The sequence below is a fragment of the Pseudaminobacter soli (ex Li et al. 2025) genome (assembly GCF_003012705.1).
GTDB classification, from domain to species: Bacteria; Pseudomonadota; Alphaproteobacteria; order Rhizobiales; family Rhizobiaceae; genus Pseudaminobacter; species Pseudaminobacter soli.
The window spans coordinates 520,913-547,226 of record NZ_PXYL01000002.1 but is presented as its reverse complement, the minus strand read 5'-3'; the positions used below and the strand labels follow the sequence as shown (position 1 = coordinate 547,226).

Here is a 26,314-nt window from a genome sequence, read left to right as displayed (position 1 = left end):
TTTGTCTCCTGCTTCTCTACTCACTGGCAGGCCTCGCAATCGGGATCGTCGATGGCGCAGGCCTTGCCCCAGGCCTGACCGGGATCGACCACGATCGGCGCAGCCGCCACGGCGGCCGGCGAGACCGCGTTCAGCTTGCCGTCCGTGCCTTTCAGCGTCGATTTCTCGACATGGGTGGCCGAGCGCGAACGCAGATAATAGGTGGTCTTCAGCCCCTTGCGCCAAGCCAGCCTGTAGAGTTCATCCAGCTTCCGGCCGCTCGGATTGGCGATGTAGAGGTTGAGCGACTGCGCCTGGTCGATCCACTTCTGGCGACGCGACGCGGCCTCGATCAACCATGAGGAATCGATCTCGAACGCGGTGGCGTAGAGCGCCTTGAGATCGTCGGGAATGCGGTCGATCTGTCCGACCGAACCGTCGAAATATTTCAGGTCCGAAACCATCACCTCGTCCCACAGCCCGCGCACCTTGAGGTCGTGAACGAGCTGGGCATTCACGACGGTGAAGTCGCCGCTCATGTTCGATTTGACGAACAGGTTCTGGTAGGCCGGCTCGATCGATTGCGACACGCCACAGATGTTGGAAATCGTCGCCGTGGGTGCGATCGCCATCGTGTTGGAATTGCGCATGCCGGTCTTCTTCACCCGCATGCGCAGCGCCTCCCAGTCAAGCGTCGAGGCACCATCCATCTGGGCGCCTGGACGCGCATCCTCGAGCAGCTTGATCGAGTCGATCGGCAGGATGCCCTTCGACCACAGGGAGCCTTCGAAGCTGGCATAGCTGCCGCGCTCTGCAGCGAGATCCACCGAAGCGGAGATGGCATGGTAGCTGATTGCCTCCACGCTGTGGTCGGCAAACTCCACCGCAGCCTGCGAGGCATAGGGAATGCGCAGGGCCTGCAGCGCGTCCTGGAAGCCCATGATGCCGAGACCGACCGGGCGGTGATGCAGGTTGGAGCGCCGCGCCTCCGGGATGGTGTAGAAGTTGATGTCGATGACGTTGTCCAGCATGCGCATCGCCGTGCCGACGGTTTTCGCCAGCCGGTCAAGGTCGAGCCCGTTTTCGGTCAGGTGATTGACCAGGTTGATGGAGCCGAGATTGCACACGGCCACCTCGTCCTTGGACGTGTTCAGCGTGATCTCGGTGCACAGGTTGGACGAGTGCACCACGCCGACATGGCCCTGGGGCGAGCGGATGTTGCACGGGTCCTTGAAGGTGACCCACGGGTGCCCGGTTTCGAACAGCATGGTCAGCATCTTGCGCCACAGGTCGTGCGCGCGAACCTTGCGGAACACTTTTATCCCGCCCGCAGCGGCCTTTGCCTCATAGGCTTCGTAGGCCGCCCGGAACGGCTTGCCGTAGAGATCGTGCAAGTCGGCGGTCTCGTCGGGCGAAAACAGCGTCCACTCGCCATCGGCCTCGACGCGCTCCATGAACAGGTCCGGCACCCAGTTGGCCGTGTTCATGTCGTGGGTGCGACGGCGGTCGTCGCCGGTGTTCTTGCGCAGATCGAGGAACTCCTCGATATCGACGTGCCATGTTTCCAAATAGGCGCATACCGCGCCCTTGCGCTTGCCGCCCTGGTTGACCGCAATGGCCGTGTCGTTCGCGACCTTGAGGAACGGCACCACGCCCTGGCTCTCGCCATTGGTGCCCTTGATATGCGCGCCGAGGCCACGTACCAGCGTCCAGTCGTTGCCGAGCCCGCCCGAATATTTTGCCAGGAGCGCGTTGTCCTTTACCGCCTTGAAGATGCCGTCGAGATCGTCGGCAACGGTGGTGAGGAAGCATGACGAAAGCTGCGGCCGAAGCGTGCCCGAATTGAACAGCGTCGGCGTCGAGGCCATGAAATCGAAGGAGGACAGAAGATCGTAGAACTCGATTGCGCGGGCCTCGCGGTCGATCTCACGCACCGCCAATCCCATCGCAACGCGCATGAAGAATGCCTGCGGCAGTTCGAAACGCTTGCCTTTCGTGTGGAGAAAATAGCGGTCGTAGAGCGTCTGGAGGCCGAGATACTGGAACTGCAAGTCCCGTTCTGGCTTCAGCGAGGCGCCGAGTCTGTCCAGATCGAAGCGACCCAGCTCATGATCGATCAGTCCGGCCTCAATGCCGACGTGGATGAATTCGGGGAAATAGGAGGCGTAACGCTCCGCCATCTCGGTCTGCGTTGCCTGCTCCGGTCGACCTGAAACGTAGCTCAGGGCCTCCCGGCGCAATCGGTCGAGCAACAGGCGCGAGGACACGAAGGCATAGTTCGGCTCCTGCTCGACCAGCGTGCGGGCAGCCAGGATCGGCGCCAGCGACAGCTCGTCAACGGTGATGCCGTCATAGAGGTTGCGCCTTGCCTCAGCCAGGATCGGCTCCGCCGCGACGTCGCTCAGACCTTCGCAAGCCTCACTCACGATTGCCGCAAGACGGGCCTCGTCAAGCGGAGCCAAGCTCCCGTCATCCGTCTTGACGTTCAGCGCAGAGATCGTGCGGCCTGCGTCTGTAGCCTCGGTCGCCGTCCTCTCTCGTGCACGCTCCTCACGATAAAGGACATAAGCGCGTGCGACCTTGTGATGCTCGCCGCGCATGAGCGCAAGTTCCACCTGGTCCTGCACGTCTTCGATGTGGAAGGTACGGCCCTCCCCGACCCGCCGCGTCAGGTTCGATACGATCTGGTCAGTCAATCCCTCGACAAGGTCGTGGACACGCCGCGAGCCCGCCGCCCCAGATCGCTCCACCGCCAAAAACGCCTTGGTCAGTGCGACGGTGATCTTTGACGCATCGAAGGGTGTCACCGAACCGTTCCGACGGATGACCCGGTATCCGGGCTCGGCGGCGGTCAAATCTGAGGCGTGGTTGAAAGCCGGGATCGCTGCGATCCCGTTTGTAGTGAGTGTCGAAGTCGCCGGCATCTTGTCCCCGTGGCGTTGTGGGCGGGGGGATTGCCGTGGACGCAAGCGAAACCCGGGACGGCGTAAGCCGCGCGGCTGCAAGCGCACCGCCGGGGCACCCCGCCCGAGGTTCGATCATTCCGTCAAGGCAGGTCTCCTGGCTCGCAGGTCGTCGCTTTCGTCGGCCTTCCCGGCGCTAAAAGCGCCAGTGGCGTAACTCGACGCAAGCTCACTGCTTACAGTTGCGGGGGCAGCGCCGGCTTTCCCAATGCTGGGGCACCGGCTTCCCTCTTAGCTCCCGAGCCGAAACGACTCGTGAGAACCATGACGCTATATCTGGTAGATCTCGGCGCAATCAGCGTCAAGAGATAGATGATCGGTCACTCGATGTCTTAACAGCGGGAGCGCAAGCCATGAGCCGCCTTCTCCTAAAGTGCCACTAAGCGCCCTGGAGGTTGCGCCAGACCATGTAGCCTGCGACGACTACGATCATCAGCGCGAACAACATGTTGAGCGCGCCCTTGCGCTTCTCCAGCAACAGGGCTGCGCGCGACCCGCCGAGGCCACCGACAATGCCGCCGACGATAAAGACGAAGGCGAGCGGCCAATCGACCATGCCGGATAGCGCATAGGATATGGCAGTCGTCATGCCGAAGGCGGTGACGGCGACCAGAGACGAGCCGATGGCGTTGATCATCGGCATACCTGTCGACGCGACGAGACCTGGAACGATCAGGAACCCGCCCCCGATGCCGAAGAAACCCGACAAAAGGCCGGTGCCGCCGCCAAAGCCCAGAACCTTGGGCGCGTTGTCGCGGGTGCAGGCTGCGGCCGGATCGCCTACATCCTGGCGCCGGCGGAACATCAACGCGCCGACGACGAGCATCAGCCCGGCGAACAGCAGCAGCAGGTGGCGGCCGTCCAGCGCCTTGCCGAGCGAGGAGCCGAAGAAGGCGCCGAGCACTCCGGCGACGCTAAAAATGGCCGCGCAGCGCCATTTGACGGTGCCGTTGCGGGCGTGGCTGGCCAACCCCGTGACGGCATTCACGGCTACCGAAACCGCGCTGGTGCCGATGGCGAGATGGGCACTGGGGACACCAACGAGATAGATCATCAGTGGCACGGCGAGGATCGAGCCACCGCCGCCAAAGAGGCCGAGGGTCATGCCCACGAGGCCGCCCGAAAGCGCGCCCAAAGCATATTGAACGGGTTCCATAAACATGGTCCCGACCTTCCGATTTGGTTGTCAGACGTTTGTGAGTGGGTGGCCGGACCGACGAGGTCGGATCCGGCCGAAGAGTCACGCCGCTGCGGCAGCGCTCTTCCTTGCGGCCGCCATGCGTGCCAGCCACATGCCGAGGAACATCATCGGCAGAAATGCGTAGGCACCGGCGGCACCAAGGGTCGTGGCAGTAAGCGCCGGTCCGGGGCAGAAGCCGCCGAGCCCCCAACCGATACCGAAGATGGCTGGTCCGATCAGCAGGCGGCGGTCAATGGCGCTGCTTGCCGGGAGATGGAACGATGCGCTTGCCACGGGCTTCGGCCGCTTGAAGACGATACGGTAGCCGAGAAAGGCCGTGATGACGGCCCCTCCCATCACGAAGGCGAGCGAGGGGTCCCAGGTACCGAACAGGTCGAGGAAGTTCAGGACCTTTGCCGGATTGGACATGCCCGACACGACCAGTCCGATGCCGAACAACAGGCCAAGCACGAGATTGACGATGAACGACATGGTCAGGCTCCCAGAATATGCCGCACGATGAATACGGTCACGAAGGCGGTCGCCATGAATGTGAGTGTCGCCACGAGCGATCGGACCGACAGCCGCGACAGGCCGCAAACGCTGTGGCCGCTGGTGCAGCCGTTGCCATAGACCGAGCCGAAACCGACCAACAGGCCGGCGACGACCATCAATGGCAGGTTGGAAGAAACGCTCTGAAACACGCCGTGGCCGGTTGCGACTGTATAAAGAAGCGGCGCGCCGACGAGCCCCAGGACAAAGGCAAGACGGGACAGGAAGGCGCCGTCGAGATATGGCGGCAACAGGCGGCCTGCAATGCCGCTGATGCCCGCGATACGCCCTTCCCAAGCCATCAGCAGAACGGCCGAGAGGCCGATCAGGACGCCGCCGATGGTGGAGGCAACTGGAGTGAATTCGGTCATTTCCTTAGCTTTCGATCGATGCAGTTTCCGCGTTCGGATCGCAGAACATGCGGTAGAGCAGGGTTACGGTTGCACTTACGCGCTCGTCGGCGAGCCGATAGAAGACGGACTTCGATTCCTTTCGCCCGACGATCAGTCCGGCATCGCGTAGTTCGGCAATCTGCTGGGAAAGCCCCGGCTGTCTGATACCGAGGCTGTCTTCCAACTGGCGCACCGAACGCTCGCCCTCGACAAGGGCGCAGACGATCATCAATCTGTGCGGGTTCGCCAGTTTCTTGAGAAAATCCGAAGCTTCTCCGGCGCGTTCGAGCAGATCGGCGATTGCTGGGGCGTTCTGCTTGGTCATCTTCACTACCCCAATTTGCTCCCTGGAGCGCGTCTAGCGGGAATTTCAGATAGCGCCTGCCGTTCGCTTCTGGCTCGGGCAGACGGCCTCCGTTGATGTTGATCTGCAGCGCGTGCAGGATGAGTTTCGGCATCGGCAGCGTTTGCTCGCTGACAGTTAGATATATATGATTGCAATTTTTTGCAATAACTAATTTGAAAGTGTCTGTTGGGTCGCCTGAGGCCTGACCATCGTAGAAGCAACAAACCCACTTCAGCCAAAGCGAGGCTTCAAGGCGATCCGTTCAATGGGGAAACCGTTGTGACCGGTTTTCGATTTTCACCAATTACAAAAAATTTTTAGAATAAAAAAAGTTTGACATCCGCAATTGCGCTTCGATAGGTTGCCCTCGCCCGAATGGACGGGCCTGGGGGAATCGACTTGAGCGCTGCCATTGCCGCGCCTGGACAAAGTCCGGGAGCGATTTCGATCGACATAAAGTCAGTGAAGAAGCGCTATCCGGCGACGGCGAACAGCGCCGGCATAGTTGCGCTGGACGATGTATCCCTGACGGTGAAATCGGGCGAGGTGGTGGTCATCATCGGCCCTTCGGGCTCGGGCAAGAGCACCTTGCTGCGCACGATCAACGCCCTGGAGAAGATCGATTCCGGCACCATCGTCGTGAACGGCGACGTCGTGACCAACAAGGCTACGGACCTGCCGGCCTTTCGGTCGAAGGTCGGCATGGTGTTCCAGCACTTCAACCTCTTCCTTCACAAGACGGCGATGGAAAACGTCATCCTCCCGCAGGTCGCGGTCAAGCGGCGCTCGCGCGCCGAGGCCGAGGCGAATGCCGGGAAGTTTCTCGCCAAGGTCGGAATGCTGGAGCGCGCGAACAATTATCCCTCGCAGCTCTCCGGCGGCCAGCAGCAGCGCGTGGCGATTGCGCGCGCCCTGGCGATGAACCCGCAGGTCATGCTGTTCGACGAGGCCACCTCGGCGCTCGATCCCGAGACGGTTGGCGGTGTCCTCGACCTGATGCGCGAACTCGCTGGCGAAGGCATGACCATGGTCGTGGTGACGCATGAGATGCATTTCGCGCGCGAAGTGGCCGACCGGGTGGTTTTCATGGACGCAGGCGCGATCGTCGAGATGGGGACGCCCGAGCAGGTGTTTCGCAATGCGCAGAGTGAACGGACGCGAAAGTTTCTTTCGCTCGTTGGATAGCGTCGTCTTTAGCCGGCGCTGAGTTGTCTCAAGTGGGAGGAAAAATCAATGAGACGAATTCTGAAGTCGATAGCAACAGCGGTCGTTGCTGCCACCGCAATCGCAGCGTCTACGGCGGCCCATGCCGAGGACATCATGGACAGGATTCTGCAGCGCGGCGAGCTGCGGGTCGGCGTCCAGACGCAGGGCGAGCCGGTAAGCTTCATTGACAAGAATGGCGACCGCACGGGGCTTGCCATCGACCTCGTCACCATGATGGCGAAGGACCTCAACGTGAAGCTCGTCATCCAGGATTATGACTGGAAGGGCCTGATCCCGGCTCTCTTGGCCGATAAGTTCGATATCATCGCAGCCGACATGACGCCGACGCCGGAGCGCACCGCCGCACTGCTGTTCTCCAAGCCATTCTTCTATCAGGACACGATCGCGTTTACGGCCAAGGACAAGCCTTTCACCAAGTGGGAAGACCTGAACACTGCCGGCGTGAGCGTCGGCGGCACGCAGGGCGGAACCTACATCGTTGCCATCAAGGAGTTCATGCCGAACGCGACGGCCAAGGAATTCGCCAGCGGTCCGGCCTCGGCCCAGGCGGTGGCGTCGGGCCGCGTCGATGCCGGCGTCTCCAGCGTCAGCAACGTCGCAGCCTATTCGACCAGCTTCGACAACCTGAAGGTTCTTGACGGCGTCATCACGCGCGAACCGCTGGCATTTGCCACCCGCAAGGAAAACATCCAGCTCAAGTTCTGGATGGACAACTACATCGATCTGATCACGGCCGACCGCAAGCTCGACAGGCTGCTGGACTATTGGTGGAACACCACCGCCTGGGAAAAGGATCACAAGTAAAGCCTTTGCCTCAAGCTTCGGGCGGCACGCTATGCGGCCCGAAGCCTCGATGCTCGCATGGGAGGGGTCGTGGAAGATTTCGTCAGCGCCATCCAGTCCGCATACAACTTCCGGATTGTCGGCCAATATGTTGATGAGTTCGCGAGGGGCATTGGCCACACGGTCACTGCAGCAGCCTCCGCGCTCGTCCTCTCGCTTGTCTTCGGCCTTGCCCTTGCCTTGATGAGAATCTCAGGCCGGCGGTTTCTGTCCCATCCGGCAGCGGCATACATCCAGATCATCCGATCAACGCCGCTCTTGTTGCAGATCTACATCGTCTATTTCGGTCTGCCTGCGGTCTTTCCGTCGATGGGGCGGCTTCCCGAGATATTCCTCGGCATCATCGCGCTGACCATGCACACTGGCGCCTATATGGCGGAGATCATCCGCTCCGGATTGCTTTCCGTGCCGAGCGGCCAGAGGGAGGGTGCGATTGCCGTCGGCATGACGACCTTCCAGCAATATCGCTATGTCATCCTGCCGCAAGGCATCGTGAACATCATTCCCGCCCTCCTCGGGCAGACAGCCATCCTGATCAAGGACACCTCGCTTCTGTCGCTGATCACGGTTTTCGATCTCGTCAGCGCTGGCATGCTGCTAAACAGCGATCGCGTCCGCCCGAACGAAGCATTCCTGACCATCGCCGCGATCTATTTCGTCATCTATCTGCTGGTGCTTTTCCTGTCGCGACTGGTCGAGGACCGTCTGGCAGGGCGCGGTTGGAGGGTACCAGCATGATCGGACAATTTCTCGATTTTCTGGGCGCCGATCTGGCCCATTACTGGAAGATCGCCGCCGCGGTGATGCCTGCGCTGCTCAAGGGTTTCGTGGAGACGCTCAAGCTTGCCCTGGTCGGCATCCTCTGGGGCTCATTCCTTGGCGGTACGCTGGGCATTCTTCGCGGCCAGCATATCCGCGTTGCGACGCCTCTGATCGGCGCCTACCTCCATCTCCTGCGCGGCACACCCTTTCTGGTTCAGCTCTATGTGATCTATTTCGTGCTGCCCAACACCGGCTACTCCTGGCTCCAGTGGGACTCGCAGACAGCCGCCTTCGTGAGCCTCGGCATCTACACGTCGAGCTATGTGACCGAGATCGTCAGCGGGGCCATTCGCGCCATTCCGCGCGGGCAATGGGAGGGCGCGTTCGCGCTCGGTTTCAACCGGCTCAAAACGCTGCGGCTCATCATCCTGCCGCAGTCCATCGGGCTGATCCTGCCCGCACTCGGCGGCGTCTATGTCACGCTGATCAAGGCCACGTCGATCGTCTCAGTGGTCGGTATCGTCGAGCTTATGCGGCAGGCCGATATCTCGATCGTCCGGTTTCCCGGTGATATTCTCTATATATATTTCCTGGCAGGCGCCCTTTACTTCGCCTTCTGTTTCCCCGTCCTGATGATTGTCGGGCGGCTCGAAGAGCGGTCGAAGAATGGGCGGATGGTCAGGGCATAGGGGGAGCGGGTCGTGCCGAAAGAGAAGAGAGATACGAATTCACCTGAGCCGCAAGGCGACCGGACGTTCCAGCCCTTCGTCCTGCTCATGGATACGCTGGTCGCCCAGTTCGGCACCAATTGCCAGGTGTCGCTATACGACATGCGCGAGGGGTCGGCCCGACTGATTGCCGTCTCCGGTACCGTCATGGATGTCCCGATAGGCTCGCGTCTGGCGCCGCCGATCCTTGAAAAGCTCAACCAGGCCAACCGGATCAATTCCGGCCGCATCATGTTCACGTCCACCACACCGGATGGGCGGCGGCTGAGTTCGTCGCTGACGATGATCAGCGAGCCGGCCACCGGCGACCAGATCGGTGTGCTGAAGATCGATTTTTGCATCGAACATCTGATCTCCAGCATCGATGTGCTTCAGACCTTTTGCGGCATCGACGAGCAGCCCCGCGCGACCGAAACGGGCGGCGAGGAAGATATCGGCCAGATCGTCGAGTCGATCATCGCCGAGACATTCGAGAGCCGAAACGGCACCAGAAGTGTCTCGGGCAAGGAATATCGGCTCGAAATCGTTCGGCGGCTTGAAGACAGAGGCGTGTTTCGCGTGAAGGGTGCGGTCGAGATCGTTTCGAACAGCCTGAATGTCTCGAAATACTCGATCTACAACTACATCGATCAAGTCCGCAAAGCCCGATCACCCCAGTAAGTACCATCAGAAAATTGGAATAAGCGGACTGCCTTCATGCCGGACAGAGCAAGCGCGCTGCTGCGCGACCCAAGACATACCCTGCTGCACATGCCCACACCCTTGCAGCGCCTCGGCTATCTCGAGGCCAAGCTAGAGCGCCCTGGGCTCTACATGAAGCGCGACGATCTCATGGAAATCGCGCTTGGCGGCAACAAGCTGCGCAGCCTCGAGTTCTGGCTGGGGGCCGCAAAGCGCGCGGGCGCTGACGTGCTTCTGGTAGCGGGTGGCGCAATGTCGAATCTTTGCCGCCTCACTGCAGCGGCCGCTGCGATGACTGGCTTCGATTGCATCGTCTTCCACAATTCCGCTGACAACGAAACAAACCGCCAGAGATCCTTCCTGAACAAGTTGTTCGGCGCGGAAGTGCGTTACCTCGGGCCAGTGAGCGAACAACAGCGCGGTGAAGCGATCTTGAAGGCAGCCGCCGAGTTGGCCGCCCAGGGTCGCGTGCCGTACATTGTTGGCGATGCGGTCGTCGGCGCGCTTGGATATGTCGTTGCCGCCGCCGAAATGCATGATCAGGTCCTCCGAGAGGAAAAGCCGCTACGGCACGTATTTCTTGCTGGTTCGATGGGGCCGACGGAAGCCGGCTTCATTTTCGGCAATGCGCTACTCGGCAGCCCGTTCGAAGTGCATCTGGTCAGCGTCGAGTATGGCCAGGCCGAATTAGCTGCGCGTGTCAACCGGATCTATGACGATTTGCGCCGCCATACCGGACTGACTGTTCCCGATCTCGAAAACGTTCCTGTCCACTATCACATGGACTATCTGGGCGACGGCTACGGCCAGCCGACGCCGCAATCCGAACAGGCCATCATTTCGCTGGCGCGCACCGAAGGCATCCTGATCGAGCACGTCTATACGGCCAAGACCTTTGCTGGCTTCGTTGACCTCGCCGTGCGTGGCCACATTCCCGAGGACGAGCCGGCTTGTCTCATCCACACAGGCGGCACACCCTCTCTGTTTTCACAGTTCGGCATGTTCAAGTCGATCGGCTGATATCGCGGCGATCCCGAAGAACTGCGCGATGCTTGCAGTTCTTCGGCAGCATCCGGAAACAGTAATATCCGCTTGAGCAGCATTTTTTCGACCGCTTCCGCTACGCCCACTATAAGGCGCTATGACCCTGTTTTTGCTAACGAAAGAGTAGGCAAGACGGTGAGCGTTTTGCGTCCGGACGTGGGCGAGCGGAATTTTCTGATATTCGCCGGACTATTATGAAATACACGTCCATCAGAATGTGCATTCATCCCCGTGTATGAATCAGCCGGGATGGATTCGGTTGGGTATCGATGCGGCGTCGGAGCCTGGCGGAATTCCGACGAGATGCCCAAAAGACCCGTATGCCGTCTCGGGTGATCGTTACTACGAGGGGGCCTTTATGCTCGGTGCGATCAGATCGCAGCGTTCGACGCTGTTTGACGTCATTTCTAGACAGCCACGGCTGATGGCTCGGCTGCTGTTTCCCAAATTCAACGAGCGGGAGAAGCGCGATCCCCTACCGGGGCGGATCGCCACTACGGATCGCATTACCGTTGTCGCTATCTAGCGCTCAGCCGGCTTCGCCGGCCGAACGTTGCCTGGCGCACTAGCCACGCCGCAGAGACAATCCGGCATCAGCCATGAACGGCTGTTTGCCACGATACGTGTCGACCTCGAGGGCGCCGATGAATGGCGATCTCCTGCTTGCAGACGGAATTTGAAAGAGGAATTAGGGCCATGCAGGACGTCTCGGTCGCCGGCACTCTGAAGGAAAAGCAGCAGCCGAACATATCGTCGGCAACATCACGTGGCGCTTCTGCATGGAGGCATGTGATGCGTGGCGGCCGCATGACCAAATGGAAGGGCCAGGCAGCTAGCTATGCGCCGAACGTCGCCGAGATCGTCGGCTGGATGTCATCCCGCGCCCTGCCTCTTTCACTCGCGTCAGTCCTGGCGATCGGCGCCGCTGCGGCGGCGGATCGGTACTGGGATCCCAACGGAACGGCGGTCGGGCGCGGCGGCTCTGGAACCTGGAACCTGACTTCGGCTTTCTGGAGCCCGAACGGCGACGGCGTCAGTGGCCCCTATTCGGCTTGGAACAACAGCGCGTTCGATAATGCGATCTTCGGAGGCACGACCGCCGGGACGGTGACTTTGACATCACCGATTACCGTCAACAGCCTCACCTTCGAGACGCCGGGCTATATCCTGACGGGCGGAACGCTGACCTTGGCGGGCGCGAACCCGACCATTTCGACAATCGGGACCAACACCGGAGTTACAATCGATTCCGTCATCGGCGGTACGGCCGGCCTCACCAAGTCCCTGGCGGGGGTCCTCAGGCTTAATGGTGTCAACACGTTCAGCGGTGGCATCAACGTCACCGCCGGAACTTTGGTTGTAAACGGCGATGCGGCGCTCGGCGCCGCGAGCAATGGCGTGACGCTGGCCGCCGGAGCGGGACTGAACAGCTCCGGGGCGCTGAGCAGCAGCCGCGTGGTTACCCTGTCGGGCGGGCAGGCTACGATCGCCGGCGCTGGCGTGGGCTCTGCGCGCTTCACCGGCGCCGGCGGACTGAACGTCAATGGCAACGTCACGCTCAATAACAACGTCAACAACTATACCGGCGCGACCGCTGTCGTTAACGGTGGCACACTTACCTTCACATCGATTGGCGACGTGGGAACCGCGAGCGCGCTCGGCGCACCGACGGACGCAGCCAGCGGTACAATCTCCCTTGGAGTGGGCAGTTCCACTTCGGCATACGCCGTCTATACCGGCACCGGCGACAGTTCAAATCGCAACTGGCGACTGGGGTCGTGGCAATACGGGACATCCGGCATTACCAACCAGGGCACCGGCATCCTCACGCTCACCGGCGACATCGCCAGCGCACATACGAATTCCAGTATTTCGGTCCGAAACGTCGTCTTTACCGCAGCTACGGCCGATCTTGAACTGCTTGGCACCATCAGCAGCAACGTCAATGGGGTCGGCGTCGTCTTTAGCGGCGGTGGTACGAACCGCAGTGTAACGGTAACCGGGTCCAACACCTTTGGCGGGGTGGCTGCGATCCAGAACGTTACGGTTCGGGCGAACACTCTGAAGGATGTCGGCACCGCCAGTGCATTGGGCACGGGTGCCAACGGCAATGTCTCCATCAGCAATGGAACGCTGGCCTATACCGGTACGGGCGACAGCAGCAACCGCGATTTCGCACTCCAAGGCAGTGCGGTTCTTGCCAATGACGGCACGGGATCACTGGCACTGAGCGGCGGGGTTGGGCTCGCGGCCACCGGCACCAACACGCTGACGCTGGGAGGAAGCTTCACGGGCACCAACACCGTGTCGGGCGTCATTTCCGGCAACGGCGGCCTCGTTTCCAACGGCTCCGGCACCTGGCTGCTGACCGGTGCCAACACCTATACGGGCACCGTGAGGGTGGACAGCGGCACGCTTGTAGCGGGCAATGCACAAGCCTTCAGCACCCCCAACGGCGCGATCGTCAATGGCGGCAAGCTCGACCTCAATGGCTTCGACACGACCTTTACCTCCCTCTCCGGAACCGGTGGCAGCGTCGCGCTGAATGACGCGACCATTACCGTGAACGGTTCGACGAACTCCAGCTATGGCGGCAGCATCACCGGCAGTGGCGACCTTCTGAAGCGTGGCACGGGCACGCTGACGCTCAGCGGCGCCAACACCTATACAGGCTCCACCACCATCAACGGCGGCGCGGTCGTGCTCGACTTTTCCGCTTCCGGCGCACCGACAAGCGACATTCTGTCAAGCGCATCGACACTGAACATGGTCGGCGGCGTGTTGACCGTCACGGGAGCCGCAGGCAAGGCGAACACTCAGACCTTCAGTGGCGTGAACGTTGCTGCAGGCAACAACAGGATCGGCGCCACTTCTGGCACGGGCGGCAGCCTGACCCTCAATCTCGGTGCGATCAACCGCACGGGCGGCCTCATCGATTTCACGCTGCCTACCAGCGGCAGCATCACCACAACCAGCACGGTGCTCGGCGGCTGGGCTACGGTCAATGGCAGCGACTATGCCAAGGTCGTCAGCGGCAAAATCACCGCTTTCGCGGCTTCCGATTATACGGGGCAGGATAACGCCAGCCTCTGGGCAAACGGCCAGTTCATCACCGACGATGACGGTCATGCTGGAAGCTTCTACAACACGGTGAACGGTAGCGTTCAGCTTGGCGGCCTGCGCTACACGCAGGCAGCGGCATCGACGTTCACAATCGGTTCAGGCCAGAAGCTCGGCATCGATGGCACCATCATTGTCGCCGCGACTGTCGGCAACAACAACCAGACGATCACCGGCGGATCAATCACCGGCAGTGCCGGCGGAGGCATCCTTGGCCTGCAGCAGAATGGCGGCGGCAATTTCACAATCGCCTCGACAATCGTCGACAATGGCGGCGCAACCGGGTTCACGAAGGCCGGTAGTGGCACCGTCACGCTAAGTGGCGCCAACACCTATACCGGCGCTACGACCCTGAGCGGCGGCAGGCTGCAAATTACCAGCCTCGCCAACGCCGGGTTCGCGAGCAGCATCGGCGCGGCTTCAACGGACGCGTCCAATCTTGTCCTCGAAAGCGGCACTCTTGCCTATACTGGCGGCGCCGACGCCAAAACTGATCGCGGCTTCACCCTGGTCAATGGCGGTGCAGGTGACCCAACGATCGAGGTCAACACCTGGAGGACGGTCGAGTTTTCCGGATTGGTGACAAGCCCGGACGATGCCGGCCTGACCAAAACCGGTTGGGGCACGCTGGTTCTCTCGAATTCGGCCAATAACTACGTCGGCGTCACGACGGTTACCGGAAGTGGCAGCGGCTATGCCAGCACTCTTTCGGTGAATACCCTCGCTAATGGAGGGGGCGCCAGCGGCATCGGCGCGGCGGGCAGCGATGCCGCCAATCTCGTGCTGAGTGCCGGTGGCCGTCTGCAATATACGGGCGGCAACGTGGCGATCGATCGCGGCTTCACGCTTGGGACTGGCGGCGGTCGCATAGATGTTGCCCAGGCCGGCACGACATTGACCATCAGCGGCACTGCGCTGGGCGCAGGCGGCCTGACCAAGGAGGGAGCAGGCACGCTGGTGCTGTCTGGCGCCAACACCTATGCGGGCGACACGGTCGTTGATGCCGGTACGCTGCGCGCGGGCTCGACGCAGGCCTTCGGTCCCGGAAACCGCTATATGACCGTCAATAGTGGCGGTACGCTCGAACTTGGCGGCTTCAATATCACTGCTGCCTCGCTCATCGGCGGTGGCACCGTCGATCTCGGCTCCAATACCTTCACCACGTCTGGCGGCAATGGCACGTTCACCGGCAGGATCACCGGTACCGGAGGCTATACCCGCAGCGGTGGCTACACGCAGGTGTTGAGCGGCTGCAACAATAACTATACCGGCGCCACGACGATTTCGGGAGGCTCGCTCAGCGTCGACTGCCTAGCCAATGGCGGCGTCGCGAGCGGCATCGGCGCTGCAACCAACGCTTCGGCCAATCTGGTCTTCAATAGCGGCACACTGACCTATACGGGTGGCACCACCGCCACGGATCGTGGCTTCACGCTTCAGGCGAACACCGGCGCTATCAGCGTATCGAATGCCGCGACGACGCTGACATTCAGCGGTCAGGTTGTCGGCGCCGGCGCCTTGCGCAAGGACGGCGCCGGTACGCTGATATTGTCGGGCTCGAACACTTACACGGGCGCGACCACGATCACCGGCGGCACGTTGCGGGCAGGTTCCTCACAGGCGTTTGGCGCCGCCGCGGCGATGGTCCTGAACAACACGGCTGGAGTGACGCTCGACCTCGCAGGCTACAATACCAGCGTTGCCTATCTGCAGGGTGGCGGCGCGACCGGCGGTGTCGTCAATCTTAACGGCGCCAACCTCACGCTTACGAATGGCAACAGTACGGCCGGGGTAACCTTTGCCGGCAAGATCACGGGAACCGGCAATCTCATCAAGGGCGGGACCCAAATCCAGCGGCTCAGCGGATGTGACACGGACTACAGCGGCTCCACGACGATTAATGGCGGCACACTCGAGGTGACTTGCCTTGCCGATGGCGGTCAGGCCAGTTCGATCGGCGCTTCGAGCGCGGCGGCAAGCAATCTGGTGATCAACGGCGGTGCTTTGAGCTATGTCGGCACCGGTGGCAGTACCGATCGCCGTTTCACGCTCGGCGCCAGCGGTGGCAATGCGCTCGATGCCTCGGGCACCGGTGCGATCAACTTCACCAGCAACGCAGCGATTACCTTCGCCTCGGCCAACACCGCCCAGACGCTCACGCTGACGGGCACGAACACCGCCGACAACAAGCTGGCCGCGCAGATCACCAACAACGGCACCGGTGTGACCTCGCTCACCAAGACCGGCACCGGCACCTGGATTCTTACCAATCCGGCCAGCACGTACACCGGCGTCACGACGATCAACGGCGGCGTGCTCGGTGTGGATAAGCTAGCGGACGGCGGGCTCGCCAGCAGCCTTGGCGCTTCTTCGGCAGCCGCGTCCAATCTGGTGATCGGCAACGGCTCGACGCTGCGCTATACCGGTTCGGGCGACACAACCAACCGGTTGTTCACGCTTTCTGCGGGCGTAACCTTTATCGAATCCTCCGGCACGGGCGCGATCGTCTTCACCGACACCGGGCCGGTGACCTTGGCCGGCGCCAACCAGGATCGCACCATCGCGCTGGGCGGCACCAATGCCGGCAACAACACACTTGCCGGCTCGATTGGCAATGCCGGAACCGGCGTGACCACTCTTGCCAAGAACGACAGCGGCACCTGGGCGCTGACGGGCAACAATACTTATACCGGCTATACCGTCATTAACGCCGGCAAGCTGAAGATCGGCAATGGCGGAACCACGGGCTCGATCGTCAGCAACGTGATCAACGGTGGCACGCTCGCCTTCGATCGTTCCGACGTCTACACCTACAACGGCGTGATTTCTGGGACCGGCAAGGTCGAACAGGCTGGGTCCGGCACGACCGTCCTGACGGCCAATCACACTTACACCGGCGGCACGACCATCACCAACGGCACGCTGCAGCTTGGCAATGGCGGCGCCAGCGGCAGCGTCATTGGCAATATCGTCGATGACGGCATCCTGGCCTTCAATCGTTCCGACAGCTACACATTCGGCAACGTCGTTTCGGGCAGCGGCAAACTCTCGCAGATTGGAACCGGCACGACCATCCTCACGGGGACCAACACCTATACCGGTGGGACCACGATCACGAATGGTACGTTGCAGATCGGCAATGGCGGCACGACAGGCAGCATTGTCGGGGATGTCGTCAACAATGCAGCGCTGGCATTCAACCGGTCTGACAATGTGAGCTTCGGGGGGCTCATCTCGGGTACCGGTGCAGTCAACCAGATTGGCGGCGGCACGCTGACGCTGACCGGCAACAACAGCTATACCGGCGCGACGAACGTCAATGCTGGTACACTCTTTGTGAATGGCGACCAGTCGGCGGCCACAGGACTCACAAGCGTTGCCTCCGGCGCGACCTTGGGCGGCACGGGTGTAATCGGCGGCGATGTCGTCATGGCCAATGGCTCGACGCTGGCACCAGGCAGCAACAGCACCGGCACGTTGACGATCAACGGCAATTTGAACCTATCGTCCGGCACGCAGCTAAACTTCCAATTCGGCCAGGCCGACATGGCGGGCGGCGCGCTGAATGATCTTGTCAATGTCGGGGGCAATCTCGTCCTCGACGGAACGATCAACGTCTCGGTACCTTCGGGCGGCGTTTTCGGTGCAGGCATCTACCGCGTATTCAACTATGACGGCACGCTCACCGATAACGGGCTTTCGCTTGGCACAATGCCGACGGGCAGCAATGTCACTGTCCAGACCTCGGTCGGCGGCCAGGTCAATCTTGTCAATTCCGCGGGGCTGGCGCTCAACTTTTGGGACGGTGCCGATGCCACCAACAAGAACAACGGCAAGATAGACGGCGGCGATGGCTTCTGGCAGGCCCATGCCGGCAACAACAACTGGACGAATTCGGACGGCACCATCAATGCCGGCTACGCCGACGATGGCTTTGCGATCTTCTCGGGCGCAGCTGGCATCGTGACGGTGGACAACAGCCTCGGCGCGGTCGGGGCTTCGGGCATGCAATTCGCCACTGGCGGCTATCTTATCAACGGCGATTCGCTGGCCCTGGTCGGACTGGAGTCGATCATTCGGGTCGGCGATGGCACTGTGGCCGGCGCGGGCATGACGGCCACAATCGACTCGGTGCTGACCGGCAATTCAAAGCTGGTCAAGACCGATGCCGGCACCCTGGTACTGAGCGGAACCAATACCTACATGGGCGGCACCGCGATCAATGGCGGCACCGTGAGGATCGCCAGCGACGGCAATCTTGGCGCCGCGGCGGGCGGCCTGAGCTTCGACGGCGGCACTCTCAACACTACGGCGAACATCACGACAGGCAGGGCCGTGAAGCTGGCGGGCGCGGGAACCCTGCTTACCGATGCGGGCACGACCCTGACGCTTTCTGGCCCAGTCGGCGGCGGCGGCGCGCTCACCAAGAGCGGCACGGGCATATTGGTGCTCACCGGTGACGCCACGCACACGGGCGGCACGACGATCGCAGCCGGCACGCTGCAGGTCGGCAATGGTGGCACTAGCGGTAGCATCATCGGCAACATTGTCGATAACGGCGCGCTCATCTTCAACCGCTCGAATGCCCTCCTTTTTGCCGGTTCCGTTTCCGGCACCGGTACGCTGACCCAGAATGGCGCCGGCACGCTGACGATGACTGGGAACAGCACCTATGCGGGTACGACTGCGGTAAATACGGGCAAGCTCGTGTTGCAGTCGGGCGGTCAGATCAACGGGACGGCCAGCCTCACGGTCAACGCCGGGGGCGAAATGATCGTCGACGGGACGGGTTCGCACCTCGTCACGGGGGCAGGCACTTCCCTTATTGGCAGCACCAGTGCAGGCACCTTGACGGTGCGCAACGGAGGTTCCGCGTCTTTTGCCGGCTTGACTATGGCGAACGCAGCCGGGAGCAGCGGTACGCTCAACGTTGTCGGCTCCGGCTCGCAGATCACCACCAGCGGAGCAAGTACCTTTGGCTCCGCCGGCTTGGCCACAATTAATATTCTCGACGGCGGCAAGATGATTTCGTCGGGTGCGACGACCACTGTCGGGGGCGTGGCGCCGTTGCCGGCATACGCAGCTCTTGTTACGGTCTCGGGAGCAGGCTCGCAGTGGGACTTCGTCAACTCCCTTCAATTCCGCAGGGGCACGATGACCGTTTCCAATGGCGGTCTCGTGACTGCTGGAACGGCAGACATCGCCTATGGCAGTAACTCTGCTTCGGCCGATCTGCTCGTTACGGGCGCCGGCTCCCGCTTCGAGACGAGCGGTGCGCTTGTCATTTCAAATGCCTCCGGCACAGGTACGATCACCATCGCCGATGGCGGTGTGGTCAAGGCCGGCAGTGGGACGCTTGCGATGGGTTCCGGCAATGCCGCCCTCAATATCGGCGGTGCCGAAGGCAATCCCGCCGCACATGCGGGCATCCTGGACGCGGCTTCGGTCACGTTTGGCGCGGCCAACCAGCGAGTCAATTTCAACCATGACAGCAGCAATTACAAATTCACGGCTGCAATCTCTGGCGCAGGCTCCATCAATCACAACGGCCCTGGCGAGACGGTGCTGACCGGCGCCAACACCTATACGGGCACGACCACTATCAATGCCGGTAGCCTCTACATCAACGGCAACCAGTCGGGAGCGACGGGGCTCACCACCGTCAATTCGGGCGGCACGCTCGGAGGCAAGGGCACGATCGGCGGCAGCGTCGTTGTTGCCAATGGCGGCGCGATCAACCCAGGTGATCTGGGAACGGCACCGGGAACGCTGACCATCAACGGCGACCTCACGCTTAACGGCGGCTCGACGCTCAACTACAGCTTCGGTCAGGCCAATGTCGCCGGCGGTCCGCTCAACGACCTTATCAATGTCGGCGGTGACTTGGTTCTGGGCGGCACGCTCAATGTGCAGACCTCGGGCGGCGGGACCTTCGATCCGGGCATCTACCGCATCATCAACTATGCCGGCACGCTGACGAACAACGGGCTGACGATCGGCACGATCCCGTCATCGAACTTCTATGTCCAGACATCGATCAACCATCAGGTCAATCTGGTCAACACTGCCGGGATGGCGCTGCGTTACTGGGACGGTGCAGATCCCGCCAACAAGAACAACGGCAAGATAGAAGGCGGCGACGGCAACTGGCAGGCCAACGCCGGTGGCGCCGGCAACGACAACTGGACCGAGGACGGCGCCGCCAACGCGCCGTTCGAGGACGCGGCCTTCGCCGTGTTCATGGGCGCCACCGGAACGGTGACGGTCGATGACAGCCTAGGCACAGTCAGTGCGGGAGGCATGCAGTTCCTGACTGACGGCTACCTCATCAAAGGAGCCCCGATCAACCTGGCTGGCGGGGCCTCATCGGTGATCCGCGTCGGTGACGGCACCACGGGCGGTGCTGGGATAACCGCTACGATCGCATCCGATCTCACCGGCAACACCCAACTCGTCAAATCCGACATGGGCACGCTGATCCTCACCGGAACCAACAGCTATACCGGCGGTACGGCGATCAATGGCGGCACGCTGCAGGTCGCGGCAGACGCCAATCTCGGCGCGGCATCCGGCGGGCTGTCCTTCAACGGCGGCGCGCTCCACACCACGGCGGATATCACTTCCAGCCGTAACGTGACGCTGACGGGTACGGGAACGCTCCGCACCGACGCCGGCACCACGCTTACGCTGGACGGCGCGGTTGCAGGCGCGGGCGCGCTCGTCAAGGATGGCGCGGGATCGTTGCTCCTGCTGGGCAATGCGGTTCACACCGGCGGCACCACGATTGCCCAGGGTACGCTGCAACTCGGCAATGGTGGCACAACCGGTGGCCTCAGCGGCAATGTCGCCAACGAGGGTCTGCTTGTTGTAGACCGTTCGAATTCCCTGAATCTCGATGGCGTCATTTCGGGCAGCGGCGCGTTCACGCAGGCCGGCACGGGCACGACTATTCTGGCCGGCGCCAATAGCTACAAGGGTGTTACAACTGTCAGCGGCGGTACCCTTCTAGTGAACGGTGACCAGTCGGAGGCAACCGGCACAACGACGGTCACGACGGGCGCCACGCTGGGCGGTGCCGGCATCATCGGCGGCGATGTCTCGATCGCCGATGGCGCAGCACTTGCCCCGGGAAGCACTGCAACTTCGGCCGGCACTCTCGCGATCAAGGGCGACCTGTCGCTCGCAAGCGGGTCGTCGCTGAATATGCAATTCGGCGAGGCCAATGTTGCAGGCGGTGCCTTCAACGACCTTATCAATGTAGGCGGCGATCTCACCCTCGGCGGCACGCTCAACGTATCGGTTACGCCCGGTGGCGTGTTCGGCGCGGGCATTTACCGCGTGATCAACTATGGCGGTACGCTCACCAATAACGGCCTTTCGCTGGGCGCAATGCCGGATGACAGCGATGTGTTCCTCCAGACCTCAGTTGGCGGGCAAATCAACCTTGTGAACGGCTTCGGGCTGACCCTCAACTACTGGGATGGCGATGCCGGGCCCAAGTTCGATCACAAGATCGCCGGCGGTGATGGCACTTGGCAGAACAGCCTCGGCAACGACAACTGGACGGATGCCGGCGGCGATATCAACGCGGCTTATGCAAACGGCTCGTTTGCGATCTTCACCGCGGCTGCCGGCACCGTCACGATCGACAACAGCCTCGGCCAGGTGACTGCCTCCGGCATGCAGTTTGCGGTCGATGGCTATCGGATCGAAGGCGGCGAACTGGTGCTTGATGGTTCGCAGGCGAGTATCCGTGTAGGCGACGGCACATCCGCGGGAACGGCGATGACCGCCACGATCGCGTCGGTCCTCTCCGGCTCCGCCGAACTGGTGAAGTCCGATCTCGGTACGCTGATCCTCACCGGCGTGAACACCTACACAGGCGGCACCCTGATCCAGGGCGGCGCGCTGCAGGTAGCGGCGGATACCGCGTTGGGTGACCAGGCGGGTGGCCTCTCCTTCGATGGCGGCGCGCTACGCACGACGGCGGATATGACGAGCGATCGCTCGGTCACGTTCACTGGTGCCGGCACATTGCTCACCGATGCTGACACCAACCTGACCCTCAACGGAGCGCTTTCCGGTGCCGGTGCCTTCAATAAGGCTGGTAACGGCACCCTCGTGCTCACGGCCGACAGCAGCGCCTACAGCGGCTCAGCGAGCGTCGGTGCTGGTACGCTGGTCGTGAATGGCGTGCTTGGCGGCAGCGTTTCGGTTGCCAGTGGTGGGCGGCTGGAAGGCATTGGCCATGTCGGCGCGACCACCAATAGCGGCACGATTGCGGCCGGGCTCGGTGGTATCGGCACGCTCACCGTAGATGGCGATTATGCCGGCAATGGCGGTCGCCTCGAGATTGCGACGGTGCTCGGAGATGACACTTCGGCGACCAGTCGTCTGGTGGTCAAAGGCTCGACCTCGGGCACGACGCAGGTCAGCGTGAGCAACCGGGGCGGGCTCGGCGCGCAGACGATCGAGGGTATCAAGATCATCGACGTCGCCGGTACCTCCAGCGGCATCTTCATGCTCGATGGCGACTATGTGTTCGAAGGCCAACAGGCCGTGGTCGCCGGCGCTTATGGCTATCGTCTCTACCAGGGCGGCGTGACCACCCCGAACGACGGGGACTGGTATCTGCGTTCGGCCTTGCTCGACGGAACCGATCCCGGCACCCCACTCTATCAGCCGGGCGTGCCGCTTTATGAAAGCTATGCGGGCTCGCTGCAGGAGCTCAACAAGCCCGGCACGTTGCAGCAGCGCATCGGCAACCGGGTCTGGGGAACGCGGCAGGACGGCGCGCAGGCAAATGCGAAGGGAGACAGGGTCACGAACAACAACGGCATCTGGGCACGCATCGAGGCCGCGCATGCCAAGTTCGAGCCGAATGTCTCGACAAGCAATGCAAACTATGACGTCAACACCTGGAAGTTCCAGACGGGTATCGACGGCCTCCTTCTGCAGAGCGAGGCAGGGCGCTTCGTCGGCGGCTTGTTCGTCCAATATGGCACCGCCTCGTCCAGCGTCTGGTCGCCTTACGGCGTCGGCAGCATCGACACGTCTGGTTATGGCCTGGGCGCAACGCTGACCTGGTATGGCGAGAACGGCTTCTATGTGGACGGTCTGGCGCAGGTCACCTGGTACGACAGCGATCTCCGTTCGGCCACGGCGGGCCGCAAACTCGTGGATGGTAATGGCGGCGTGGGTTACAGCCTCAGCATCGAAGCGGGACAGCGGATCGAGCTTGGCGGCAACTGGTCGCTGACGCCGCAGGCTCAGTTGTCCTATTCCGCAGTGCAGTTCGACGACTTTACCGATGTCTTTGGCGCCGACGTTTCCCTGCGAACCAGCCGCAATCTGGTCAGCCGCTTCGGCATGGCGGTCAACCATGATGTCGAGTGGCGGGACTCGGAAGGACGCTTGGCCTCCACGCATCTCTACGGCATCGCCAATGTCTATTATGGCTTTGCGGGCGCGTCGAAGGTGGACGTTGCCGACACCGCGTTCTCAAGCCGGAACGACCGTCTGCACGGAGGCATCGGCGTCGGCGGCACGCTCAACTGGGCCGACGACAAGTATTCGCTCTATGGCGAAGCGCAGTTGAACACGAGCCTGGAGAACTTCGGCAACAGCAACGCAATAGGCGGCACGATCGGATTCCGCATGCGCTGGTAATCTCCAACACGCACGAACAGGATCGGCGTGGCGTCTCCGAATTGGTGCCGCGCCTGATTGGCAACTTCCGGGGTCACGTCGCAACCGCGCGGCCCCATCAACGGCAACTCCCTAAGGACGGGTGCGAAGACATTATGAGAAAATCTAAATCTGTTCGGCATTTGCTGTTTGCGTTGACCAGCGTGCTGGCGACATCAAACGCGATGGCCCAAGGCGCAATCGATGTGCAGGGCCCGACATCACTGTCCGAAACTTATGAAGCCTGGACGGTTCAGTGCTTGACCAGGATGGAAGGCGAGCAGCAGCAACGCACATGCCAGATGAGTCAGGAGCTCATCCAGCAGGAGTCGCGCCAGCGCGTGCTGATGTTTGCCATCGGCAAGGCCGAAGAGGCCGCCAAGGCGACTTTGGTCTTGCCGTTCGGCCTTCTCCTGTCGGAAGGCGTTCGCGTCCAGATCGGTGACGAGGACGTCCTGCAAGGCACCTACCGTACATGCCTGCCGTCCGGTTGCGTAGCCGAGATCGAACTGCCGAAAGAGGTTATCGAGAAATTCGGGAGCGCCGAGGCGGCAAGCGTGTTGATGACCGCAATCTCCGGCCAGCCGGCGAAGACGGACATCTCGCTCAAGGGCTTTAAGCCGGCTTATCAGCGATTGGTCGAGTTGGGCACGGGGAAGTAACGGGGACCTAGATGAGTGACGGAAAAGGCCGAAGGGGGCGGCCGCTTTGAAAGTCACTTCGGAACGAAACCAAAGTGCATTGCTGATAGTCACGGGGGTGCTGCCAGCGGCGAACATCGCAGCGTCATCACTCCATGAAGACTATCGGCAAAGTGCTCGACTTCATTCCAGACAAGGATCGCAGCCGGATCGTGACGGTCAGTGGCGGGGCGACACATTCGATCCGCTCCGGCGCTTCGCTCTCCTTCGTTGCCGAGAGCCATTACGCGACCGTGTTCTTTTCCTCCGCAAAGAACGTGAGGGCGTCGGTAAGTAGCAGCGTCGCCCAGGAGTTTGACGTGCCAGCGGGCGCGCTGGGGATCGTGCCCGCCGGGGGTGAGCCCATGACGGTGTGGCCTTCAAAGAAGGAAAGCGTTGCGGTCGTCATCACGCCGTCTGCGATGGCAGCCCTTTCAGAGGGGGAATATGACGGTAAGATCTTCGAGCCGCGTCCGATGATGGCCACGGCGATAGACCCGCAAGCGTTGCATCTCGCCAGCCTTTTAAGGTCTGAGCTTACGGAACGACCGGCGCCAAACGAACTGTACGTCGATTCGATCATTACCTTCTTCGGCATCCATCTTCTGAGGAACTATTCCGGGGCGGAGAATGAAACAATCGATGCTCGCGGCGCGCTTTCGCCCAGCAATATGCGTCGCATCAGGGAGTTTTTGGCCGAGAATTTCACAAGAAAGCTGCTGGTGGCCGATCTGGCCGCCGTTTGCGAATTGTCTCCGCGCCATTTCATTCAAGCCTTTGCGAAGTCCTTCGGCAAGCAACCCCACCAGTATCTGATGGGGTTGCGTTTGGATTTCGCAAGGCAGCTATTGATCGAAGGAAAGCTGACCGTTACCGAGGTTGCGCTGCTCAGCGGCTTCGCCAGCCAAAGCCATCTTACGTTCACGCTCAAGAAGCACTGTGGACTGACGCCGATGCAGTTGCGGGAGGGCAAATAGACCCTCGCCGCTACCGATGTCAGAACTTGGACTGGCTTCCCAGGCGGGAGGCCAGCTTCAGCCACGGCGCCGAATGGAAGGCGCTCATCAGCACATACATCGTGGCCATCCCGCTCAGCGGCGACCATTGCATGCCCGAGCAGAGCATCTCCGCCTGGCCACTGCCGAAAACACTGGTCAGCAGCGCCATGATGGCGAAGGTAGGCGATGCCGCCAGGCCCAGCCAGTCAGTCGCCTTGAGCACGCCAGCATCCCGATTGTGCGCTCGCTCGTCTGACTCGCCGCAACCGGCATGGTTCATGGCTTTGCGCTCCCCTGCTGGTCGCGGAACGCCGCCTCGCCGACATCCGACACCTCGACCCACTTCTTGTCGGGCTCTGCGTCTGCCACGTAGCTGTCGTGCCAGTTCCACCACTTGTAGGTCGGGGTCTGGGGATAGCCGTCGGGCGAGTCTTCCCAGACCTCCTGCCGGCCGAGTGGCGTGATGTCGAGGTAGTTCCAGGTGTTCCCCATCTGCTCATCGCCGCGATTGTTGACGAAGTAGGTGCGAAACAGTCGGTCGCCGTCGCGGTAGAACACGTTCGTGCCGTGCCACTCGTCCACGCCGAAGTCGCCGTCGAAGCTGTCAGTGATGGTGTACCAAGGCATCTTCCAACCCATTCGCGCCTTCAGTCGCGCGATGTCGGCCTGAGGTGCACGCGAGATGAAGACAAGCGTGGTGTCGCGGGCGTTGAGGTGGGCGACGTGGGCGACCTGGTCGGCCACCATGGAACAGCCCCGGCAGGCATGATCTGGCCAGCCGTACACGCCCGGCTCATAGAAAGCGCGGTAGACGATCAACTGGCGCCGGCCCTCGAACAGGTCGAGGAGACTGACGTTGCCTTGAGGGCCCACGAACGCATACGCCTTTTCCACGGCCATCCAAGGCATGCGCCGGCGCTCGGCTGCCAGGGCGTCACGGGCGTGGCTCTGGGCCTTTTCCTTTACGAGCAGTTGCTGGCGGGCTGCCTCCCATGCTTGCGGCGACACGACTGGCGGTGTGTGCATGACGGGCTGTCTGCCCTTTTGTCCGTTCCTGACTGATGTGGTCATGGCTTTTGAAACCTCCTAATTGTTGGTCGTAGGATAGTTTTGGCACCGGAAGTCGAACGGT

The 26,314-nt window shown here is 61.8% G+C and carries 16 protein-coding genes, 1 pseudogene and 1 riboswitch; of the genes and pseudogenes, 9 read left to right on the top strand and 8 right to left on the bottom strand.

Features of this window, described 5'->3' with window-relative positions:
* Positions 1-20: 20 nt before the first annotated feature.
* The 6 genes and pseudogenes from C7I85_RS06090 to C7I85_RS31580 all read right to left on the bottom strand — a co-directional run.
* Complete coding sequence (locus C7I85_RS06090; RefSeq protein ID WP_106723029.1) at positions 21-2,903, bottom strand: ribonucleoside-diphosphate reductase subunit alpha; 2,883 nt, start codon at positions 2,901-2,903, stop codon at positions 21-23.
* A 109-nt stretch (positions 2,904-3,012) separates the two neighbouring features.
* Positions 3,013-3,224, bottom strand: a riboswitch (cobalamin riboswitch).
* A 97-nt stretch (positions 3,225-3,321) separates the two neighbouring features.
* Positions 3,322-4,104 carry a sulfite exporter TauE/SafE family protein gene (locus tag C7I85_RS06085; RefSeq protein WP_106723028.1) on the bottom strand — a complete coding sequence of 261 codons (783 nt, stop codon included), beginning with the start codon at positions 4,102-4,104 and terminating at the stop codon, positions 3,322-3,324.
* Between the two features lie 78 nt (positions 4,105-4,182).
* A complete protein-coding gene (locus C7I85_RS06080; RefSeq protein WP_106723027.1) occupies positions 4,183-4,614 on the bottom strand; it encodes a DUF6691 family protein in 432 nt (143 codons plus the stop codon).
* Positions 4,615-4,616: 2 nt separating this feature from the next.
* Complete coding sequence (locus C7I85_RS06075) at positions 4,617-5,045, bottom strand: YeeE/YedE family protein (protein WP_106723026.1); 429 nt, start codon at positions 5,043-5,045, stop codon at positions 4,617-4,619.
* Positions 5,046-5,049: 4 nt separating this feature from the next.
* A complete protein-coding gene (locus C7I85_RS06070) occupies positions 5,050-5,391 on the bottom strand; it encodes an ArsR/SmtB family transcription factor (RefSeq protein WP_106723109.1) in 342 nt (113 codons plus the stop codon).
* Between the two features lie 10 nt (positions 5,392-5,401).
* Positions 5,402-5,548, bottom strand: a pseudogene (locus C7I85_RS31580) (MBL fold metallo-hydrolase); the annotation flags it as partial.
* A 263-nt stretch (positions 5,549-5,811) separates the two neighbouring features.
* On the opposite strand from C7I85_RS31580, the gene C7I85_RS06060 reads away from it, so the two are divergent.
* The 9 genes from C7I85_RS06060 (at position 5,812) to C7I85_RS06015 (ending at position 25,161) form a co-directional block, all read left to right on the top strand.
* The gene (locus tag C7I85_RS06060; protein WP_342587290.1) at positions 5,812-6,597 is read left to right on the top strand and encodes an amino acid ABC transporter ATP-binding protein; all 786 of its coding nucleotides are present in this window, start codon (positions 5,812-5,814) and stop codon (positions 6,595-6,597) included.
* Positions 6,598-6,645: 48 nt separating this feature from the next.
* A complete protein-coding gene (locus tag C7I85_RS06055; RefSeq protein ID WP_106723024.1) occupies positions 6,646-7,443 on the top strand; it encodes a transporter substrate-binding domain-containing protein in 798 nt (265 codons plus the stop codon).
* 69 nt (positions 7,444-7,512) lie between these two features.
* On the top strand, positions 7,513-8,220 hold the full coding sequence (locus tag C7I85_RS06050) for an amino acid ABC transporter permease (RefSeq protein WP_245444824.1): 708 nt from the start codon (positions 7,513-7,515) through the stop codon (positions 8,218-8,220).
* A complete protein-coding gene (locus C7I85_RS06045) occupies positions 8,217-8,933 on the top strand; it encodes an amino acid ABC transporter permease (protein ID WP_106723022.1) in 717 nt (238 codons plus the stop codon). The genes C7I85_RS06050 and C7I85_RS06045 overlap by 4 nt, the downstream gene beginning before the upstream one ends.
* Positions 8,934-8,945: 12 nt before the next feature.
* A complete protein-coding gene (locus C7I85_RS06040; RefSeq protein ID WP_146148838.1) occupies positions 8,946-9,632 on the top strand; it encodes a helix-turn-helix domain-containing protein in 687 nt (228 codons plus the stop codon).
* 36 nt (positions 9,633-9,668) lie between these two features.
* On the top strand, positions 9,669-10,673 hold the full coding sequence (locus tag C7I85_RS06035; RefSeq protein ID WP_245444823.1) for a 1-aminocyclopropane-1-carboxylate deaminase/D-cysteine desulfhydrase: 1,005 nt from the start codon (positions 9,669-9,671) through the stop codon (positions 10,671-10,673).
* Between the two features lie 720 nt (positions 10,674-11,393).
* Positions 11,394-23,486 (top strand): autotransporter-associated beta strand repeat-containing protein, encoded by a 12,093-nt coding sequence (locus C7I85_RS06025; RefSeq protein ID WP_245444822.1) that lies wholly within the window; start codon positions 11,394-11,396, stop codon positions 23,484-23,486.
* A gap of 44 nt (positions 23,487-23,530) precedes the next feature.
* On the top strand, positions 23,531-24,166 hold the full coding sequence (locus C7I85_RS06020) for an invasion associated locus B family protein (protein ID WP_245444830.1): 636 nt from the start codon (positions 23,531-23,533) through the stop codon (positions 24,164-24,166).
* 134 nt (positions 24,167-24,300) lie between these two features.
* A complete protein-coding gene (locus C7I85_RS06015) occupies positions 24,301-25,161 on the top strand; it encodes a helix-turn-helix domain-containing protein (RefSeq protein ID WP_106723019.1) in 861 nt (286 codons plus the stop codon).
* 19 nt (positions 25,162-25,180) lie between these two features.
* On the opposite strand, the gene C7I85_RS06010 is transcribed toward C7I85_RS06015, so the two are convergent.
* Entirely contained in the window at positions 25,181-25,462 is a 282-nt protein-coding gene (locus C7I85_RS06010) for a hypothetical protein (protein WP_106723018.1), read from the bottom strand.
* Positions 25,459-26,253, bottom strand: coding sequence for a DUF899 domain-containing protein (locus C7I85_RS06005; protein WP_106723017.1), 795 nt, complete (start codon positions 26,251-26,253; stop codon positions 25,459-25,461). Before C7I85_RS06005 ends, C7I85_RS06010 begins: the two co-directional genes overlap by 4 nt.
* Positions 26,254-26,314: the final 61 nt, after the last annotated feature.

What these genes read in the sequence shown, in the direction of transcription:
- C7I85_RS06025 (WP_245444822.1), top strand. Translation starts at nt 11,394, where the DNA reads ATGCAGGACGTCTCGGTCGCCGGCACTCTGAAGGAAAAGCAGCAGCCG.
- C7I85_RS06015 (WP_106723019.1), top strand. Translation starts at nt 24,301, where the DNA reads ATGAAGACTATCGGCAAAGTGCTCGACTTCATTCCAGACAAGGATCGC.
- C7I85_RS06070 (WP_106723109.1), bottom strand. Translation starts at nt 5,391, where the DNA reads ATGACCAAGCAGAACGCCCCAGCAATCGCCGATCTGCTCGAACGCGCC.
- C7I85_RS06080 (WP_106723027.1), bottom strand. Translation starts at nt 4,614, where the DNA reads ATGTCGTTCATCGTCAATCTCGTGCTTGGCCTGTTGTTCGGCATCGGA.
- C7I85_RS06085 (WP_106723028.1), bottom strand. Translation starts at nt 4,104, where the DNA reads ATGTTTATGGAACCCGTTCAATATGCTTTGGGCGCGCTTTCGGGCGGC.
- C7I85_RS06055 (WP_106723024.1), top strand. Translation starts at nt 6,646, where the DNA reads ATGAGACGAATTCTGAAGTCGATAGCAACAGCGGTCGTTGCTGCCACC.
- C7I85_RS06010 (WP_106723018.1), bottom strand. Translation starts at nt 25,462, where the DNA reads ATGAACCATGCCGGTTGCGGCGAGTCAGACGAGCGAGCGCACAATCGG.
- C7I85_RS06045 (WP_106723022.1), top strand. Translation starts at nt 8,217, where the DNA reads ATGATCGGACAATTTCTCGATTTTCTGGGCGCCGATCTGGCCCATTAC.
- C7I85_RS06035 (WP_245444823.1), top strand. Translation starts at nt 9,669, where the DNA reads ATGCCGGACAGAGCAAGCGCGCTGCTGCGCGACCCAAGACATACCCTG.
- C7I85_RS06005 (WP_106723017.1), bottom strand. Translation starts at nt 26,253, where the DNA reads ATGACCACATCAGTCAGGAACGGACAAAAGGGCAGACAGCCCGTCATG.
- C7I85_RS06075 (WP_106723026.1), bottom strand. Translation starts at nt 5,045, where the DNA reads ATGACCGAATTCACTCCAGTTGCCTCCACCATCGGCGGCGTCCTGATC.
- C7I85_RS06090 (WP_106723029.1), bottom strand. Translation starts at nt 2,903, where the DNA reads ATGCCGGCGACTTCGACACTCACTACAAACGGGATCGCAGCGATCCCG.